Here is a 16,869-nt window from a genome sequence, read left to right as displayed (position 1 = left end):
CCCGGATCCCGTAGCGCGCGAAGCGTCACGAAGGGGCGGCCCGCAGGGCCAGGATCATCTCGAACCGCCGTTCAGGGTCCCGCAGCCCGTCCGAGAACAGCGCCTCGAGTTCCTGGGCGCGCGATCGCACCGTCTGCGGGTGCACGGCGAGCCGTTCCGCCACTTCGCGGACGTTCCCGCAGGTTTCCAGCCACGCCAGCAGCGTCCCGGCCAGCCGCGAATGCTGTTTGCCGGTCAACCCGGTCAGTGGCCCGAGCCGTTCTCGGACGAGTTCCGCGGCGAGGAACGGTTCCTTGAGCAGCCACAGGCGCGAAAGATGGTCGACGCACCACGTCACGGGTTCGTCGAGAAGCGCCCCGGAGTCGACGAGCCGCAGGGCCTCTCGGGCGGCTCGCAAGGAACGCGCCGCGAAGGCGGGTGGGACGGCGGGGCCGATCGCGGCCCGCCGTCCCGCCAGTTCTTCGGCGAAGCGCTCCCGGTCGTCCGGTTCCGGCGCGGGAAGCAGCAGGCAAGGAGAGGTGCTCTCGAAGTCGGCCAGCGCGGTCGAGGCGATCGCCGGGGGCTCGTCCGGCGACTGGTCGAGCGCGACGGCGACGAGCCGGTCGGGGAGTCGCCAGCGGGCGAGGTCGGCGGCGTGGTTGATGACTTCGGGCGGTGAAGGCGGCTCGGCGAGCAACAGTTCCATCAGCCGGTGCCGACGGCGTTCGAGTGCGCCGGCGGCCTTTTCCCGCGCCTCCGCGTGGCCCTCGACCGACAGCGCCGAAAGCTCGTCGATGTAGGCGAAAATGGCCTCGGCGAGCAGGCACAACGTCGCGGAAGGCACCCCCGCGCGGCGGCCGGCCTCGGCCACGCGGCGCCAGGTCACCCTGGCGCCGACGCGGTACGCCGCTTGGAGGACGTCGACGTTGCGGCCCTGCTGGAATTCCTGGACACCCAGGCTCAGGAACACGCTCCGGCGGTCTTCCGACGGCGCCTCCGGATTCCCGATCCGTTCCACGAACTGCAGGAACGCCATCTGGACGCCGGTCTTGAGCGCCTTCCCGAAGGCTCCGTCCAGTGGCCGCGCGTAGTCGGGGATGGTCCGCTGGATCTCGCGGACCACCTCCCCGGCCACGTCGGCCAGCACCGGCCGGAACACGGTCGCCAGCTCTCTCGGCAGCAGCGCCCAGAGCTGGACGGGGCGCCCGCTCGACCCGCCCGGCCGAGCGGGCGTGAGGAGCGGGCCGTACGTCGCCTCGACCCCGCGGCGGGCATCCTGCGGTCGGGTCACCTCGTCACCTCGTTGTGAGTGGGGAACGCTGATCTGTCAGTCCTCCGCGAGCAACGCCTCCGCGCGCAGCGCGATCTCCATGTCGAGCCGGTCGTCGGCGTTGTTCAACCGGTCGCCGAAGAGATCGATGAGCTGGTGCATGCGGTACCGGACGGTCTGCGGGTGGACCTTGAGTTTCTTCGCGATCTCCGGAGCGCTGCCCCGCGACTGGAGCCAGATCAGCAGCGTCTCCCCGAGCCGCGCCCGCTGTTTGGGCGTGAGGTCGTCGAACGGGGCGAGGCTGCGCGTGCACAGCTCACGGACCAGGAACTCGTCGGCCAGCAGCCACAGGGTGGACAGGTGATCGCTGTACCGCGTGACCGGGTTGTCCGGCAGGATCCCGCGCTGGACCAGCCGCAGCGTGCGGCGAGCCCACAACAGGGAGCGCGGCGCTTCGGTGAGCCGCACGGCCGGGCCGATCACCGCGCGCCAGCCGGGAAGCCGTTCGGCGAGGTCCTTCAGGTGCTTTTCGGGGTCGCCGGTGACCAGGCAGGGCTTGGGACCCTCGAAGTCGACGAGGACGTCGGAGTCCAGGTCGGCGCTGTCGGGGTCCAGTGGGCCGAGCCGTCGCTCCAGCGCGACGACCGTGATCTCGGTGGGCAGCGCCCACTGGGCGTTGGCGGCGTGGGACGCGATCGACTGCGGTGAGGACGGCGGATCGGAGAGCATCAGTTCGAGCAGCCTTCGCCTGCGCCTCGCCCTGGTGCCCGCGGCCCGCTCCTGCGCGGCCGTGTAGCCCTCGATCGACAGCGCGGAAATCTCGTCCACGTAAGCGAATATCGCTTCGGCCGCGGTGCACAGGAGATCGGCGTCCGCTCCGATCGCCTGCCCGAATTCCGAAACGTGCCGCCAGGCGACGCGCCCGCCGACGCGGTAGGCCGTCTGCAGGCAATCGAGGCTGCGGCCTTCGTTGAACTCGACCTTGCCCAGGTTGCGGAACACCGCCGACCACTTGTCGAGCGCCGTCGTCCCCTGTCCGATGGTGTCGAGGCAGTGCAGGATCGCCTGCCGGATACCCTGCGTGATGATCTGTCCGAACGCGCCTTCCAATGGCTGCGCGTACTCGGGAACGGCTCGTTGCACCTCCTGAAGGATGGCTCGTGCCAAGGGGTCGGCCCGCGGCCGGAACCGCTCGCCCAGGTCTCTGGGCAGTGACGCCCACAGTCCATTCGCACCGGTGCTGCGCACAGGTCGGTTCTCCACTGGGGTTCTCGGTGCCGGCGTGAAGGCGCGCGGTCGGTGGACCGGACCCGGTGGCTGGCGGTGCGGGGTGGCGGGGTGACGCACGTCCGGGTCTGGCCGTGCGGTCCGCAGATCGTGCCGCGAGAATCCGGTATCCAAGTCGGTCATGTTTTTTATCCTTGCTGGCAACAAAATCAGCCTCTTCAACGGTGAAGCCGATCCAGATTTTGTGGCTCACGCAACATAAAATCCGGCCGAGAGGACTGTCAACGGCTGGCGGGACCTTGATCGGCCACCTGGATGGACTACACCCGAACGGGTGGTCCATTCCGGCGGCGCGTGACATTTAGGCGGGCCTGAGATGGCGTCCGGATGACAACTTTTCCGGGACGTTTTCGAGCTCTTCCGCCGCCTCGCTGGCGCGGATGAGCACCTCGACGACTTCGTCCAGGGTCAACCGGGCGGGCGCGGTGTCGGCGAGGAAGCGTTCGAGTTCGCCGCCGAACCGGGCCGGGTCGGCCACATGTGGAAAGTGTTTCGCATTTTCGAACACCGTCAAGCGGCTGTCCGGCAGCAATTCGGCGGTCTTGCGGCCGTGGTCGACCGGGATGAGCGGATCGTGCGCGCCCCAGATGACGAGAGTGGGCACTTCGCGGGCGAGATAGAGCTTGTCGATCGCGCTCGCGCGCTGCCCGCGGAGGTCGATCAGGCTGCGCGCGATGAACAGGAACGCCCGCCGCCGGGCGGGATCGGCCAGTGACGCAAAGTGACGAGTCAGCTCGCGGGACTCGGCGGAGAGCTTTCCGCCGAGCGAGCGGCCGACCGCGGCGAGCCCGCGTGCGATCGCGACGGTGACCGGGTTGACCGCGAGGGTGAGTGTCGCGTTGGCACCCGGCAGTGCGGTCGCCCGCAGCACCGAGGTCACCTGCGGCCCGAGTCCGGCACTGCCCACCAGTACCAGCCGGGCACACATCTCCGGGAACTGGTAGGCGAACTGCATCGCGATCCCGCCGCCGAGGGAATGCCCGACGATGGTCGCGTGCCGGTTCCGGGTGAGCGCGAGGACGTCACGGACCACGCTGGCCATCGCGCCGAGGCCGTAATCGGCTCTGGGGGCGGCCGAATCGCCGTGGCCGGGGAGGTCGGGTACGAGAACACGGCGCCCGAACCCCGTCCGCTCGAAATGGCCGAGCAACGGCGCCCAGGTCTCACCGCTGCCCGAGATCCCGTGCAGCAGCACGAGCGGCTCGCCCGCTGCGTCCTTTGTGGACGGAAGATATTCCCGTAGCCGGATTTCCCGCCCGTGCAGGGTAAGTATGCGCGCTTCGAGGACCATGGCCCGCCTTTCGCTTGTCAGGCGTCAAAATAACGTGAAGAACACCCGCTCTGTCAGCGTGTCGCGGGACACGTCCGGTATTTGCGACCGGGGTGACAAGAATTCCGGGGCCTGTTCCGAGGCGGATGCCAAAACCGGGACGGCCGGGCAATCGCACATCGACATTCTCCCACCCTCCCTGTATTCAGGAAAGCGTCGGTAAACACCCGTCACCACGGGGAGGAAAGCGATGGCCTGCCGGGCGGACTTCCACGTCGATCAGCCGAGGGCGAAGCGCGCCCGCCGCGGCCTCCGCTGGGTGCTTCCCACCGTGCCGCCACCGGAACGGCGGGTCCGGCGCGTCAGTTCCCTGGCGGCTCTTCGTCGCGGCGGTGGGCGCGCATAAGCAGCCGCGCGCGCAGCGCCAGTTGCATGTTCAGCCGGTCGTCGGCGTCCCTGAGCCGGTCGCCGAACAGATCCTCCAGTTGCCGGAGACGGTTGCGCACGGTCTGCGGGTGCACGCCGAGCCGCTGGGCGATCTCCGGTGCCCCGCCGCGGGCTTCCAGCCACGCCAGCAAGGTTTCGCTGAGCCGCTCCTGCTGTTTCTCGCTCAGCGAGGTGAAGGGGTCGAGGCTCTGTTTGGCGAGTTCGGCACCGAGGAAGTCCTCGGCGAGCAACCACAGCGTGGCGAGGTGGTCCCGGCACCAGATCACCGGGCCGGGCGCGTCTTCGCTGTTCAGCAGCAGGGCGCGGCGGGCGGTGCGGAGGGCGGCCGGGGCGTCGACGAGCGGCACGACGGGGGACACCGCCGCGCGCCAGCCGTCGAGCGCGTCCTTCAGTGGCGCGAGGTCGGTGTCGGGATCGGCGGTGAGCAGGTACGGCTCGGCGGTGTCGAGGTCGGCCAGCACGGTGTCGTCCAGCAGATGGACGGGGAACGCGGGCGCGCCCGGAGCGCGCTGGAGCGCGACCATGGCGGCCGTCCCCGGAACCCGCCAGCCGGCGCCGTCGGCCAGGCTGGCGATGCTGCACGCGGACCCTTCCGGCGCCTGGGCGATCAGTTCGAGCAGACGGCGGCGCCGGAGCGGGATCGCGCCCGCCGCCCTGGCCTCCGCCTCCTGGTAGCCCTCGATGGTCGTGGCGCACAGTTCGTCGACGTAGACGAAGACGGACTCGGCCGCGAGCGCGATGACGTCGAGCCCGACGCCGAGCCCGCGCACGATGGGCCGCATCGCCCGCCAAGCCGCCCGTGCGCCGACCGTCGCGCTGTCGTGCAACGGTTCCAGGTTCCGGCCCTCGGTGAACTCGACCCGCCCGCGCATGCGGTAGAAGTCGATCCAGCGGTCGTGGGGCACGTCCGGATCGCCGATGCAGTCGACGTAATGCCGCACCGCCCGATCGCACGAAACGACCAGGACGCGGCCGAAGACACCGCGCAGCGGCTGGGAATACGCGGTGACGGACCGTTGCACCTGGTTGACCATGGCCGCCGCGGCGTGCCCGGTGTACGGACGCAGTTCTTCGCCGAGCGAACGCGGCAACGTCGCCAGCATGTCGAAACCGCGATACCGGACCACCGAGACCACCTTTGATTTTCTTCGAACCGGAACAGGAAACGTGAATCCCTTTGCACAACCGCGTCGGATCGACGGGAACGGGTGCCGCAGTGTTTCTACTGGATCGGCCGACGGCGTGTACCGCGAATGTGACGTGGAATGGACGACGAAAAGTCGCCGATGGGCGGCTTTTGACACGGATGTGGCGACGGTTCTACGCTCCGAGCATTCGAGTGCGCCGGTGGCGCGCGGACGAAAGGGAATGGGTGCCCGGAATCGTCGGCCTACTGCACTTACCGCACCTACTGCACAACGGGGGAACACGCACGTGAGCTGGCAGCCCGTCGGCGCCTTGTGGGCAAGCCTGCCGAGGGAACTCGGCGACGCCGTCCGCCCGCGGATCCCGGCGATCGCCCGGCAGTGCGTCGAAGCCGTGGTGTCCGAGATCGGTGAATGTGCCGAAGTGTTCGGCGACAGTGAGGCCCGTGCCGCCGCCGTCGAGCTGGCCAGGCGCGGTATCGAACGCGCGATAGACCGGATCGGCGTTCCCGAACTGCTGCAGGACGACCTGCTGGCGGATTTCCGCACGCAGGGCCGGATGGCGTTCCACCAGGGACTCAGCCGTGAGGCCGCGCAGGCGGCGTTCAGGGTCTCGAGCCGGGTGCTGTGGCGTTCGATCGCCGCGGCGGGTCGACGGCTCCGGCTGCCGGGCGACGTGCTCTACGGCGCGGCGGAGTGCCTGTTCGGCGACGTCGTCGAGGTGACGATGGCGCTGACCGACGGGTACAACGCCGCCCGAGCCGAGGCGACGGGTCCGGCGGAGCAGCGGGCGCGGTTGTTCCGGCTGCTGACCGGTGGTGCCGGATACAGCCAGGCCGACGCCGGCGCGCTCGCCGTCGCCATCGGCTGGCGGATCCCGGACCGGATCACCGCCGTCGTCTTCACCGCGGCGCCCGGCGCGCCCGCGTTCCCCGCCGGCTTGCTGCCCTCGGCGATTCCCGTGGACCTCGTCTCCGACGCGCCCGGCGCACTCGTCGCGTGTCCCGAAGCCGACCTCGGCGGCCTGCGGGAACTGCCTTCCGGCTGGTCGGCGACGGTCGGGGTGGCCGTCCCGACGACGAAGGCCGCCGAATCGTTCCGGATCGCGCGCCGCGCGTCCGAACTGGCCCAGCGGGGGATGCTCACCGCGGTCGGGCCGGTGCTGTGGTGCGAGGAGCACCTCACCACCCTGCTGTTGCTCGCCGACGAGTTCCTGCTCGACCGGCTGGCCGTCGAGGCGCTGGAGCCCTTGTCGGGGCTGGCACCGCGCCAGCACGACGAGCTGTCGGCGACCCTGCTCACGCAGGTGCAGACGCGGGGGAGCGCGCCAGAGATCGCCCGGCAGCTCGCCGTGCACCCGCAGACGGTGCGGGCCCGGCTGCGGCGGCTCACGGAGTTGTTCGGCGAACGGCTGGACGATCCGGATCAGCGGCTGCGGATCGAGCTGGCGCTGCGCGCCGAACGGCTGCGGCCCGCCGAAGCCTGACGGGCGTCGGCGACGGGGAACACCCAGCGACGGTAGCCCCACCAGCGGAACGCCGAACCCGCCGCGGTGCCGAGCAGCATGCCGCTGACGAAGTCGGCGATCTCCTGGGCGAGGAAGCCGATTTCGGAGGCTTCGAGCCGCAGGACGTAGCGCGAGATCAGTGGCGGGCACAGGGTGATGGTCACGGCGATGGCGTTGACCACGAAGAACAACGCCGCCTCGGGGAGCCGCCGCCTGCCGCCGCGGGTGGGAAACGACCAGCGCCGGGAGAGCAGGTACGCGAACGCCGTCGCCATGACGGTGGCGATGGCCAGCGCCGTGACCGGTTTCTCCTGCAGGACGGTCAGTTTCAGCCCGTAGTTGACGCCGAGGGTGAGGCCGAACGCGGCGAGGCCGACGGTGGCGAACCGGAGCAGCTCACGCCGCTTCCCGGTCCGCGCACCGCCGGTGGCCACACCGTCTACAAAGGACGAAGGCGCGGTTCTGAGCACGATGGGCTCAGCAGTTCGACGTCGCCGGGACGCCCGCGACCCGATCTTCGAGGAAGGCGAGCACGTCGGCGTTGCCGGTGTAGACCGCCGTGATGTGGTCGGTGTCGAAGGTCTTCCAGGTCGTCTTGACCCCGGCGGTGCAGTAGGTCTTGTGCAACGCGTCGGCCTGGGCGAACTGCACGAGCTGGTCCTGGGTGGCGTGGTACAGGAGCACCGGAACCTTCGGCGGTGTGCCGCCGAGCTTGTTCTCGTTGAGCCGCTTCACCCATTCCGGCCGCACGTAGCCGGCGCTGGTCGTGTAGTCGGCGATCTTCTGGTTCGCGTAGGTGGTGAGCAGTTCGAACGTGCAAGCGCTCTTCTGCATTTCCGCCAGCTTCACGCGACCGTTGTCGCTGAGGAACGAGTCCAGCTTCAGTTCGGGATAGGCGTTGTCCAGGCCGACCAAGGCATAGGCGAAGACGCCGAAGCCGGACTTCCCGTCGAGCTGCAGGGTGACCTGCACGAGGTCGGCGGGCACCCCGCCGGCGGCGACGCCGACGAGGTTCATCTCCGGTGCGTAGGCCGGTTGCAGTTCACCGGCCCAGGCCGCCGCCCCGCCGCCCTGGGAGTACCCGCGGAAGAGCACCTTGGCGTCGGTGGACAGTTTCGCCTCCGGCAGACGTTGCGCGGCCCGGACCGCGTCGATGACCGCCGGTCCCTCCGAACGTCCGACCACGTACGTCGTCTTCGGATCCCGGCGGTAGCCCTCGTAGTCGGTGAGCGCGACGGCGTACCCGGCGTCGAGCGCGTCGTCGAGGCCCGACTGCTCGTAGAACGCGCCGATGTCGATCATCTTCGACGGCGTGCAGTCGAACGCCGGACCGTGCGTACCGGCGGCGAACGAGACGATCGGCGCCTTCGCCGGGTCGACGTTCTTCGGCACCAGCACGGTCCCGGTCACCGCGTCCGGCCGCCCGAGGGCGTCCGTCGACAGGTACATGACCTGCCACGCGTCGACGGAATCCTTGCGCGGACCGGCTTTCGAGATCCGCGAGCGGATGATGTCGCCCGGCTTGCCCGCCGGGAGCGGGGACGGCGGGGTGTAGAACGAGTCGTCGGACGGCGCCGCGACGGCGGAACTCGCCGGGCTCCCGCTCAGCACGGTCAAGAGACCGGCGGACAGGACGATCGCCAGCGCGGCGGCGAGTATCCGGCGGGACGGGCGGGGGAACGGGGTCGGCACGGCCGGGCCTCCAGAGCGGATGGGCTGGTGGGGTGGAGTGTCGCGAAGGCCACTTTCGGGGCGTCGGTGTCGGTGTCGGCGAACTCGTGGCCACGCGAGGCGCTGCCGGGGGTCACGTGTTCGTGGACGGCACGCGTGTCTGGACGGCGATCACGGGTGTCCAGACGGCGAACTCGCGTGATCGCGCGCGGAATCCGGCCGCGAGCGACAGTCGTCTAGGCACGCGAAACGTCCGGTACCGCGAACCCGCTCCTGCCACGAACTGGCCGACCGTGACATCAGGTGTCCCGAAAGTGGCTCACTCAGGCGCTGCCGCCGTAGACCTGGCGGCAGGTCGGGGACTCGGCGAAGGCGAGATCCAGTTCCGGGTTGGCGCGCAGATGCTTGATCGGGCCTTCCGGCTCGCTCAACCCGCTCATCGAACCGTCGGCGTCGGCGACCACCTTCTGCAGGCTTGCCTGGTCGGTGACCTTCGCGTCCTGCATCTTCGCCAGGGTGGCGGACACCTTCGACTTGGTCTCGTCGAGTGTGGTGGTGGCCTTGTCCACCGCGGACTGTCCATCCGGGACCGGCGGCACCCCGGCGTTGCGAATCCCGCCCGCCATGTCGTCGAGCGCCACCGTGAGCGAATTCAGGAAGCCCACCATGGCACTCTTCGCACCTTGGGGGTTGTTGGGGTCGAACGCCGGCGGCTGGGTCAGCTTCGCCGAGCCGGTGGCGACTCCGGAGCACACCTTGTCCACCCAGGCGAGCGCGGCCGGGTCGGCGTGCCTGCCGGTGTCGGCGGGCTTGTCGGACCCGCAGGCGCTCAGCAGGACCGCCGTGGCGGTCGCGGAGACGGTGGCGAACGCGATTCGCGCTGCCGTGCGGCGCATTCTTTTCATGGTTTCCCCGTCGAAATCGGCGAAAGAGGGCCGGCCGTGGCACGACGAGCGGGATTCCGCGAAGGTCGGCGGTGACCGGCTTGCTGAAAAGCGAGGTTACTCACGAAAGATTCCGGCAGGCAAGGCGGGCGGCGGCCGAGAAAGGATGGTTGGCACGCGCGAGATAGTTTCCCGCCGCACGATTGTCACTCTCGTCAGCGGTTCATCGGAAGGCGTGCTGCGGCTCTGTGCTGGGAAAACCCATGTGCCGTTACTAGGAACCGGCCGGAGGTACCGTGCCAGCGTGACAATTTACCGGCGACGCGTCAACTTTTCCCGTGAACCACTTGATAGCAGTACTCCCGCGTCGTTAGTTTACTGTTCGGTTGCGATCCGTCAGACATCGTCGCTACCCGGAGAATTTCCTCGGGCCGATATTAATTGCTCTGGGGAATTGTACGCCGTTTCGTATCATCGTTGATACCACGGAAGGACGATCGTGAGTCACCGTAGAGGAACCAAGAAGGCGGTCGCCGCCGCCGCTGCCGGGGCCGTGGGGCTTGCCACCGCGGTACTCGTGGTCGGGGCGCAGTCCAGTGTCGCCGATCCGATCTCGCTGCCCCTGAACTACCACTGCGACCTGCCGCTCGTGGGGTCACAGTCGCTGAAGGTGGTGATCAACACCGATCTTCCGCTGTCGGTCAAGACCGGTCAGCCGACCGGCACGTTCGACATCAAGGCCGTCTCCACGATCAACGCGGACACGGTCAGCGGGCTCAACCTGATCGGTGCGACCACGCTGGAAGGACAGGCCATCGCGGCGGCGACCGTGGCGGCGCCGGGGCTCAACCTCCCGGTCAGCGTCCCGAACGACATCGCCAAGCAGAACATCCCCACCTCGGGCGAGATGACGGTCAACGCGGTGGGCAAGACGCCTTCGCTGACCTTCAACCAGCCCGGCGAAGCGAAGATCACCGTGGGCGACCTGCGGTTGAAGGTCACCCCGCGCAAGGCCGACGGTTCGGTCACCGGCATCACGCCGGACGGCACGATCGACGCGCCGTGCAAGCAGGATCCCGGCCAGAACAACACCCTGGCCACGATCAAGATCGGTGACGGCGGTGGCGGCACGACCACGCCCACCACCCCGACCACGCCCACCACCCCGACCACTCCCACCACCCCCACGACGCCGACCACGCCGACGACCCCGACCACCACCACGCCCGGTGGCGGCGGGATCAAGTACGCGTTCAACATCAAGGGACAGACCGCGCTGAAGTCGCTCGGCAGCACGGCGGCCATCAACGGTGGTTTCGACGCGGACGTGGACCTCGCGTCGAAGACGTTCACCGGTGACCTGAAGCTCGAACCGACGTCGACCCAGTTCAAGCTGTTCGGGTTCGTCGACGGACGTTCCGAGGTCAAGGTCGAGCAGGTCGGCAAGCAGTCCGGTGAGCTCGTCGGCACCGGGTTCAAGGCGCACATCAAGTTCAACGTGTTCCTGCCGAGCGTGCAGATCTTCGGGATCCCTCTCAGCAGCGACCCGAAGTGCGGCACGGTCAGCCCGTCCACCAGCGAAATGACCACCGGTGCGGACTTCGACCTGCTCAAGGGCGGGAAGCTCACCGGTACCTACTCGCTGTCGGCCCTGCAGAACTGTGGTTCGTTCAACGACATCATCAGCATGTTCGCCAAGAGCGACGGCAACACGCTCGATCTGAACCTCACCAAGAAGTAAGTCAGGCAGCCGGTCCCCGTCGCGTTCCGTGACGGGGACCGGTGCCGTTTCTGTGCCGTCCAGGAAGGCGACCATGCCCCTTCGCATCAACGTCCGGATGCTCCTCGCGGCGGGCCTCATCGTCCTGCTCACCGCCGGCAGCCTGCTGTTCGTCGCCGCCCGGAGCGCGGCGGCGGGCACCCCCGTGGCCAAGAAACTGTCGTTCACCTGTCCGTTCCCGCTGATCGGGCTGCAGAAGCTCGACGTGAACATCAAAGCCGACTTCGAGGTCCCGACGGTGCCCGGCGGCACGCTCACCACCTCCGGGCTCACCATCACCGTGACCGTGCCGGACAAGGCCGCGCGCGGGCTGAACCTCGTCGGCGCCGCCACCATCGAGGGCACCGCGGCCGCGGGCGTGACGCTGGTCAACGGTGACGCGAACCCGCTCCCGGTGCGCCTCCCGCTGAACGTCGCCAAGACCGACCTCCCGCCGTCCGGCGTGTTCGACACGGTGGCGACGGGTTCCGTGCCCACGATCACGCTGGCGAAACCGGGCAAGACCACCCTGACCATCGGCGACTTCACCACCCGCCTCACCCCGAAGAAGGCCGACGGCTCGTTCACCGGGATCGGCTCGTTCACCTCGGACTGCGCGCTCGACCCCGGCCAGGACCCGGTGCTGCTCTCGTTCGAACTCGGCGGCAAGCCCGCGGGGCACCGGTACACGGTCGCCGGAAAGACCGGCCTCAAAGCACTCGGTGCCGCCGCGCCGCTGACCGGCTCGTTCGACCTGAACCCCACCGCGGCCACGGTGTTCAGCGGCGGCCCGGTGTTCGACAAGGCGCACGCCGACTTCCGGCTGTTCGGCTTCCTGCCGGGTTCGGCGGATCTGGAGTTCGTCGCCGACGGACCGCAGGGCGGCGATCTCACCGGGACCGGTTTCGTCGCGCGTTCCCGGTTCACCGCCGTTTTCCCGCTCGTCACGCTCGTCGGCATGCCGGTCAGCAGCGGGGCGGGGTGCCGGACATCGGCCCCGTCGACGGCGGAACTGCGCACCGGCGACGGCTTCACCATGGCGGCGGGCGGCACGCTCACCGGAACCTATTCACTGGCACCGCTGACCGGCTGCGGCGCGTTCACGCCGTACGTGAGCTCGCTCGTCCAGGGCGACGGGAACACCTTCGAGCTCACGCTGACCCCGCGCTAGCTCCCCGCGCTCGTGCGGGTCGTGTCGAGGTACATGAAGGCCCCCTTCCTGTACCTAGGCGCAAGCAAGGGGGCCCTCATGTACCGGGGAAGGAGCCTTCGCGCGCCGCGGTGATGGCTGGCGGTATCGCGTGACCGCCGCGTGTCGTCCATCCAGTCACGAAGCCGCCGTGCGCGTGGTCCCCGACGCCATCCGGCTCGCCGACCGGACACCGCGGATCATCCGGGGCAACCTGGTCCGGGCGTTCGGCTACCACGTCGCCGCGATCCCGCCGGCCGCACTCGGCCTGCCGAACCCGCTGATCGCCGGAGCCACGATGCCGCTGTCTTCCGTGCTCGTCGTGTCCCACAGCCGCCGGCTCGAGGACCGCGGCCGTGCGGACCGACGCGCTGCGTGACACTTCCGGGTGGTTTTGTACCATCGCCCCGGACAAGGGGGCCTTCGTGAAGCCGTTGAACACCGGCGAACCCACCGGCGTGGGACGTTACCGGGTGTTCGCCGCGCTCGGTGAGGGCGGGATGGGCCGGGTGCTGCTCGGGGTCTCCTCCGATGGGCGCTTGGTCGCGATCAAGCAGGTCCACCCGGGTTTCGCGCACGACCCCGGCTTCCGCGAGCGGTTCCGCCGGGAGGTCGAGACCTCCCGGCTCGTGTCCGGCGCGTACACCGCCCCGGTCATGGACGCCGATCCGCACGCGCCGACACCGTGGCTGGCGTCGGTGTTCGTGCCAGGGCCTGCCCTGTCCGAGGCGGTCTCCGTGGGCGGGCCACTGCCGCCGATGGCGCTGCGGCAGCTCGCCGCGGGGCTCGCGCTGGCGCTGGGCGACATCCACCGCGCCGGGCTGATCCACCGGGACCTGAAACCGAGCAACGTCATCCTCGCCGGTGACGGCCCCCGCGTGATCGACTTCGGGATCGCCCGCGCCGTCGAGGGCGACTCCGACCTCACCCACACCGGCGCTGTCATCGGCTCGCCCGGGTTCATGTCGCCGGAGCAGGCCGAGGGCAAGCCGCTGACCGCGGCCGGCGACATGTTCTCCTTCGGCGCGCTGCTGGTGATGGCCGCGACCGGGAGGAGCCCCTTCACCGGCACGTCCACTCCGCACACCCTGTACAACGTCGTGCACGTCCAGCCCGATCTGCGGTGTCTGGCGCCGGAGCTGCGGCAGATCGTCGAGCCGTGCCTGGCGAAGGACCCGGCGGCCCGGCCGTCCCCGGCCTGGGTGCTGGAGCGGCTCGGCCCGATCCCGCCGATGACCAGCCCGTGGCCGCCGATGGTGTCGCAGCTCATCGAGACCCAGCAGGCGGAGATCCGGCGGCTGCTGAACCCGCCTCCGCCGAAGCGATCCCGGCGCGGTCTGTACGCGGGACTGGCCGCGGCCACCGTGGTGCTGCTGGCCGGTGGCGCCGTCGCGGCGGTTTCGCTGTCCGGGGAAGACGCGCCCCCGGCCGCCATCGCGCCGAGTTCGTCACTGCAGCCGGACGAACCGATCGCCACCCCGGTCAACCAGGATCCGCTCGGCCCGGACAGCCTGCGCCGAGTCGACCTGTGCAAGGTGCTCGCGGGCCGGGAGGTGCCCGGGTTCGGCAAGCTGAGCACGGAGATCGACATCCATTTCGACTCGTGCACGTATTCCTCGCCCACGGGCGAATGGCTGGAGCTGGGTATCGGCGGCGACCTGGTCGACGGCCAAGCCGGCGGTGACCTGGAAGGGCTTCCGCTGCGCATCAAGGGCTCCGGCGACGCGTGCGCGGTCGCCGTCCCGGTCAGTGGCCTGCCGAACACCAAACTCGCCGCCCGCGTCGATTCGATGTCCACGAAGGACGAGGCGTGTTCGGTGGTGAAGGCCGCGCTCACCGACGCGGTCGAGCGGATCCGCGCCGGAGGCCACGAGCGCGCGCTTCCGGCGGGCACACTGGCTCCGCTGGACCCGTGCGCGCTGCTCGGCCCCGCGACCACGGACCGGCTGATCGGCCCGGTCGTCGAAACGTTCCGCGAACATCTGCACCAATGCCGGTACGACGCGGCGGGCAGTGTCCGGGTGAGCTTCGTACGGGCGTATCCGCCGGTGCAACCGAAGGATTCGTACTACACCGAGACCGCCACCCTGGATCTCGGCGGAGCCAAGGTATACCTGGCGAAGAAGGACGACGGCGTCGCCCGTTCCCTCTGCTCGCTGACCTGGCAACACCGATCCGTCAGTGAGCGCGACGGGGAGAACGTCGAGCTGACCGTCGGGACCAGTGGTACCAAGATGTCGGCCGACGAAGCCTGCGAGAAGGCGAAGGGATTCGCCGGGGCGCTGCTGCCGAAACTTCCGAAACCCTAGGGCTGACCAGTGAAACCGTTGAACCCCGGGGAACCCCGGCAGATCGGCCCGTACCGGATCATCGCCGAGATCGGTGAAGGCGGCATGGGGCGCGTCGTACTCGGCCTGGCCCCGGACGGCAGGCTCGTCGCGGTCAAACAGCTGCACGCCCGGTTCGCGCACGATCCGCGCTTCCGTGAGCGGTTCCGGCGCGAGGTCGCCACGTCGCGGCTGGTTTCCGGCGCGTACACCGCGGCCGTCATGGACGCCGACGCGGAAGCGGAAACCCCGTGGCTCGCCTCGGTCTTCGTCACCGGTCCGTCGCTGAAGGAGGCCGTGGACGCCGCCGGCCCACTGCCCGCCGAGTCGGTCCGGCTGCTGGCGTCCGGCCTCGCCGCGGCGTTGACGGAGATCCACCGCGTCGGGTTGATCCACCGGGACCTCAAGCCCGGTAACATCATCCTGACGAATGACGGGCCCAGGGTGATCGACTTCGGCATCGCGCGGGTGGCGGAGGACGCACAGGAGCTCACCGGGACGGGCGCGATCATCGGTTCGCCCGCCTTCATGTCACCGGAGCAGGCGGGCAGCGGACAGGTCACCGGTGCGAGCGACGTGTTCTCCCTCGGCGCGATCCTGATCATGGCGTCGACCGGACGCGGCCCGTTCACCGGCCCGACCGCACCCCAGACGCTGTATAACGTCGTTCACGGCACGGCGGATTTCAGCGTGGTTCCGGAGGAGATCCGGCGGCTCGCCGAACCCTGTCTGGCCAAGGATCCGGCGCGACGGCCGACACCGGAACAGATCCTGGACTTCCTCGGCCCGGTCCCGCCCGGCGCGGCGCCCTGGCCACCCGCCGTGCACGTCCGGATCCAGCGGCAGGACGCCGAGGTGCGCTCCGTGCTGGCACTGCCGCTGCCGATCTGGCGGCCACCGCCGAAGAAGATGGCACCGAAGACGAAGAAGATCCTGTTCGGCGCGCTCGCCGCGGTCGTCCTGCTCGTGGTGTCGGGGATGGTCGCGCTCGGTCTCGCCATCGCCGACTACGCCAAGCCGGAGAACCCCGGAACGACTTCGCTGTCGGCGACCGACGCGCTCGGCCCGGAACGCCTGCGGCTGGTGGACCCGTGCAAGGTGCTCGCCGGCCGGTTCGTGCCGGAGTTCGGCACCGTGAAACCGGACACGGTCCTGACCTTTCCGGCCCGCTGCAAGTACACCGGCCTCAAGGGCGTCGACTTCGAGCTGCGGCTCGGCGAAGGCGTGTCCGCCGGCAGCCTCGAGCGGACCGGACGCACCGCCGAAGGACTTCCGTTGCTGCGCAGCACGATCAGCGGTGGCTGTGATTCGGTCGCGCAGCTGCCGGCGGACCGGCGGCTCGGTGTCGTCGTCTCCCATCCTGGCCGGAACGGAGATCCCTGCAAGGCCGCCGACGACATGCTCGCCGCCGCCCTCACCCGGCTGCGCACCCACGAGGTCGACCGTGACGGCGACCCGGCGAGCATCCTTCCGCTCGACCCGTGCGCGGCCGCCGATCCGGCGGTGCTCGCCAAGAACGTGGCAGGCGGGCAGGCGGCCCCGCGGACGTTGCGGATCTGCCAGTGGGAGGGCGGCGGCGACACGCTGACCGTCGAATTCCAGCGGGGTTCGTACGCACCCGAGGGTTCGCCGGTGGATCTCGGCAGCGGAGTCACCGGCGACCTCAGGGAGTTCGGTGGCTCGAACTGTGCCGTGACGTGGCAGCATCGTCCGCTGTCGGACCGCGAGGCCGAACACGTCGCCGTCCGGCTGCTCGCGCGCGAGGACGGACGCGCCTGCGATCGGGCGAAGGAGGTCGCGGTCTCGGTCGCCGCCAAGCTGCCGAAACCCTGAGCCGGCCGGGTGTCGATCGCGATGGGGAACCCCTGTGCGAACCCGGAAACGGGTCCGCTAAACTGACTCCGGTACGAACGACTTCACCACGCGCGTTTAGCTCAGCGGGAGAGCGCTTCCCTGACACGGAAGAGGTCACTGGTTCAATCCCAGTATCGCGCACCAGGTTCACTTCCCCGGTGAACCGGAGTTCGTACCGCGGGCGATTAGCTCAGGGGGAGAGCGCTTCGTTCACACCGAAGAGGTCACTGGTTCGATCCCAGTATCGCCCACCGCAGTGAAGGGCCCACCCGGTCAGGGT

General features: G+C 69.5%; 12 protein-coding genes, 2 tRNA genes and 1 pseudogene. 8 read left to right on the top strand and 7 right to left on the bottom strand.

Going from position 1 to position 16,869, the window contains the following annotated elements; translation table 11 throughout:
* Window positions 1-25 precede the first annotated feature (25 nt).
* The 4 genes from P3102_RS23105 to P3102_RS23090 all read right to left on the bottom strand — a co-directional run bounded on the left by P3102_RS23105 (window position 26) and on the right by P3102_RS23090 (window position 5,389).
* Window positions 26-1,270 carry a helix-turn-helix domain-containing protein gene (locus P3102_RS23105; protein ID WP_276361691.1) on the bottom strand — a complete coding sequence of 415 codons (1,245 nt, stop codon included), beginning with the start codon at window positions 1,268-1,270 and terminating at the stop codon, window positions 26-28.
* Window positions 1,271-1,306: 36 nt separating this feature from the next.
* Window positions 1,307-2,497, bottom strand: coding sequence for a helix-turn-helix domain-containing protein (locus P3102_RS23100; protein WP_276361689.1), 1,191 nt, complete (start codon window positions 2,495-2,497; stop codon window positions 1,307-1,309).
* A 340-nt stretch (window positions 2,498-2,837) separates the two neighbouring features.
* Window positions 2,838-3,827, bottom strand: coding sequence for an alpha/beta hydrolase (locus P3102_RS23095; RefSeq protein WP_276361687.1), 990 nt, complete (start codon window positions 3,825-3,827; stop codon window positions 2,838-2,840).
* 341 nt (window positions 3,828-4,168) lie between these two features.
* Window positions 4,169-5,389, bottom strand: coding sequence for a PucR family transcriptional regulator (locus P3102_RS23090; protein ID WP_276361685.1), 1,221 nt, complete (start codon window positions 5,387-5,389; stop codon window positions 4,169-4,171).
* A gap of 298 nt (window positions 5,390-5,687) precedes the next feature.
* Between P3102_RS23090 and P3102_RS23085 the strand changes: the two genes are divergently transcribed.
* Entirely contained in the window at window positions 5,688-6,884 is a 1,197-nt protein-coding gene (locus P3102_RS23085) for a PucR family transcriptional regulator (RefSeq protein WP_276361683.1), read from the top strand.
* Here the strand turns inward: P3102_RS23085 and P3102_RS23080 are convergent.
* The 3 genes from P3102_RS23080 to P3102_RS23070 form a co-directional block, all read right to left on the bottom strand.
* A complete protein-coding gene (locus P3102_RS23080; RefSeq protein WP_276361682.1) occupies window positions 6,824-7,375 on the bottom strand; it encodes a GtrA family protein in 552 nt (183 codons plus the stop codon). The two genes, P3102_RS23085 and P3102_RS23080, sit on opposite strands and share 61 nt — an antisense overlap.
* Window positions 7,376-7,382: 7 nt before the next feature.
* A complete protein-coding gene (locus P3102_RS23075) occupies window positions 7,383-8,597 on the bottom strand; it encodes a lipase family protein (protein WP_276361680.1) in 1,215 nt (404 codons plus the stop codon).
* A 302-nt stretch (window positions 8,598-8,899) separates the two neighbouring features.
* A complete protein-coding gene (locus P3102_RS23070) occupies window positions 8,900-9,472 on the bottom strand; it encodes a hypothetical protein (RefSeq protein WP_276361679.1) in 573 nt (190 codons plus the stop codon).
* A 487-nt stretch (window positions 9,473-9,959) separates the two neighbouring features.
* Here P3102_RS23070 and P3102_RS23065 point away from each other — a divergent pair, with 487 nt between their 5' ends.
* From P3102_RS23065 to P3102_RS23035, 7 genes and pseudogenes are all read left to right on the top strand, one after another.
* Window positions 9,960-11,201: a DUF6801 domain-containing protein gene (locus tag P3102_RS23065; protein WP_276361678.1), complete on the top strand. Its 1,242-nt coding sequence runs from the start codon at window positions 9,960-9,962 to the stop codon at window positions 11,199-11,201.
* Between the two features lie 73 nt (window positions 11,202-11,274).
* The gene (locus P3102_RS23060; protein ID WP_276361677.1) at window positions 11,275-12,390 is read left to right on the top strand and encodes a DUF6801 domain-containing protein; all 1,116 of its coding nucleotides are present in this window, start codon (window positions 11,275-11,277) and stop codon (window positions 12,388-12,390) included.
* A 169-nt stretch (window positions 12,391-12,559) separates the two neighbouring features.
* A pseudogene (locus P3102_RS23055) lies at window positions 12,560-12,787 on the top strand (cation-transporting P-type ATPase); the annotation flags it as partial.
* A gap of 46 nt (window positions 12,788-12,833) precedes the next feature.
* On the top strand, window positions 12,834-14,717 hold the full coding sequence (locus P3102_RS23050; RefSeq protein WP_276361675.1) for a serine/threonine-protein kinase: 1,884 nt from the start codon (window positions 12,834-12,836) through the stop codon (window positions 14,715-14,717).
* 9 nt (window positions 14,718-14,726) lie between these two features.
* Window positions 14,727-16,568 (top strand): serine/threonine-protein kinase, encoded by a 1,842-nt coding sequence (locus P3102_RS23045; RefSeq protein ID WP_276361673.1) that lies wholly within the window; start codon window positions 14,727-14,729, stop codon window positions 16,566-16,568.
* A gap of 90 nt (window positions 16,569-16,658) precedes the next feature.
* Window positions 16,659-16,733: transfer RNA gene (locus tag P3102_RS23040), tRNA-Val, on the top strand.
* A gap of 35 nt (window positions 16,734-16,768) precedes the next feature.
* Window positions 16,769-16,840: transfer RNA gene (locus P3102_RS23035), tRNA-Val, on the top strand.
* Window positions 16,841-16,869 lie beyond the last annotated feature (29 nt).

Source organism: Amycolatopsis sp. QT-25, assembly GCF_029369745.1.
Taxonomy (GTDB): Bacteria; Actinomycetota; Actinomycetes; order Mycobacteriales; family Pseudonocardiaceae; genus Amycolatopsis.
This window is presented reverse-complemented; position numbering and strand designations above follow the sequence as displayed.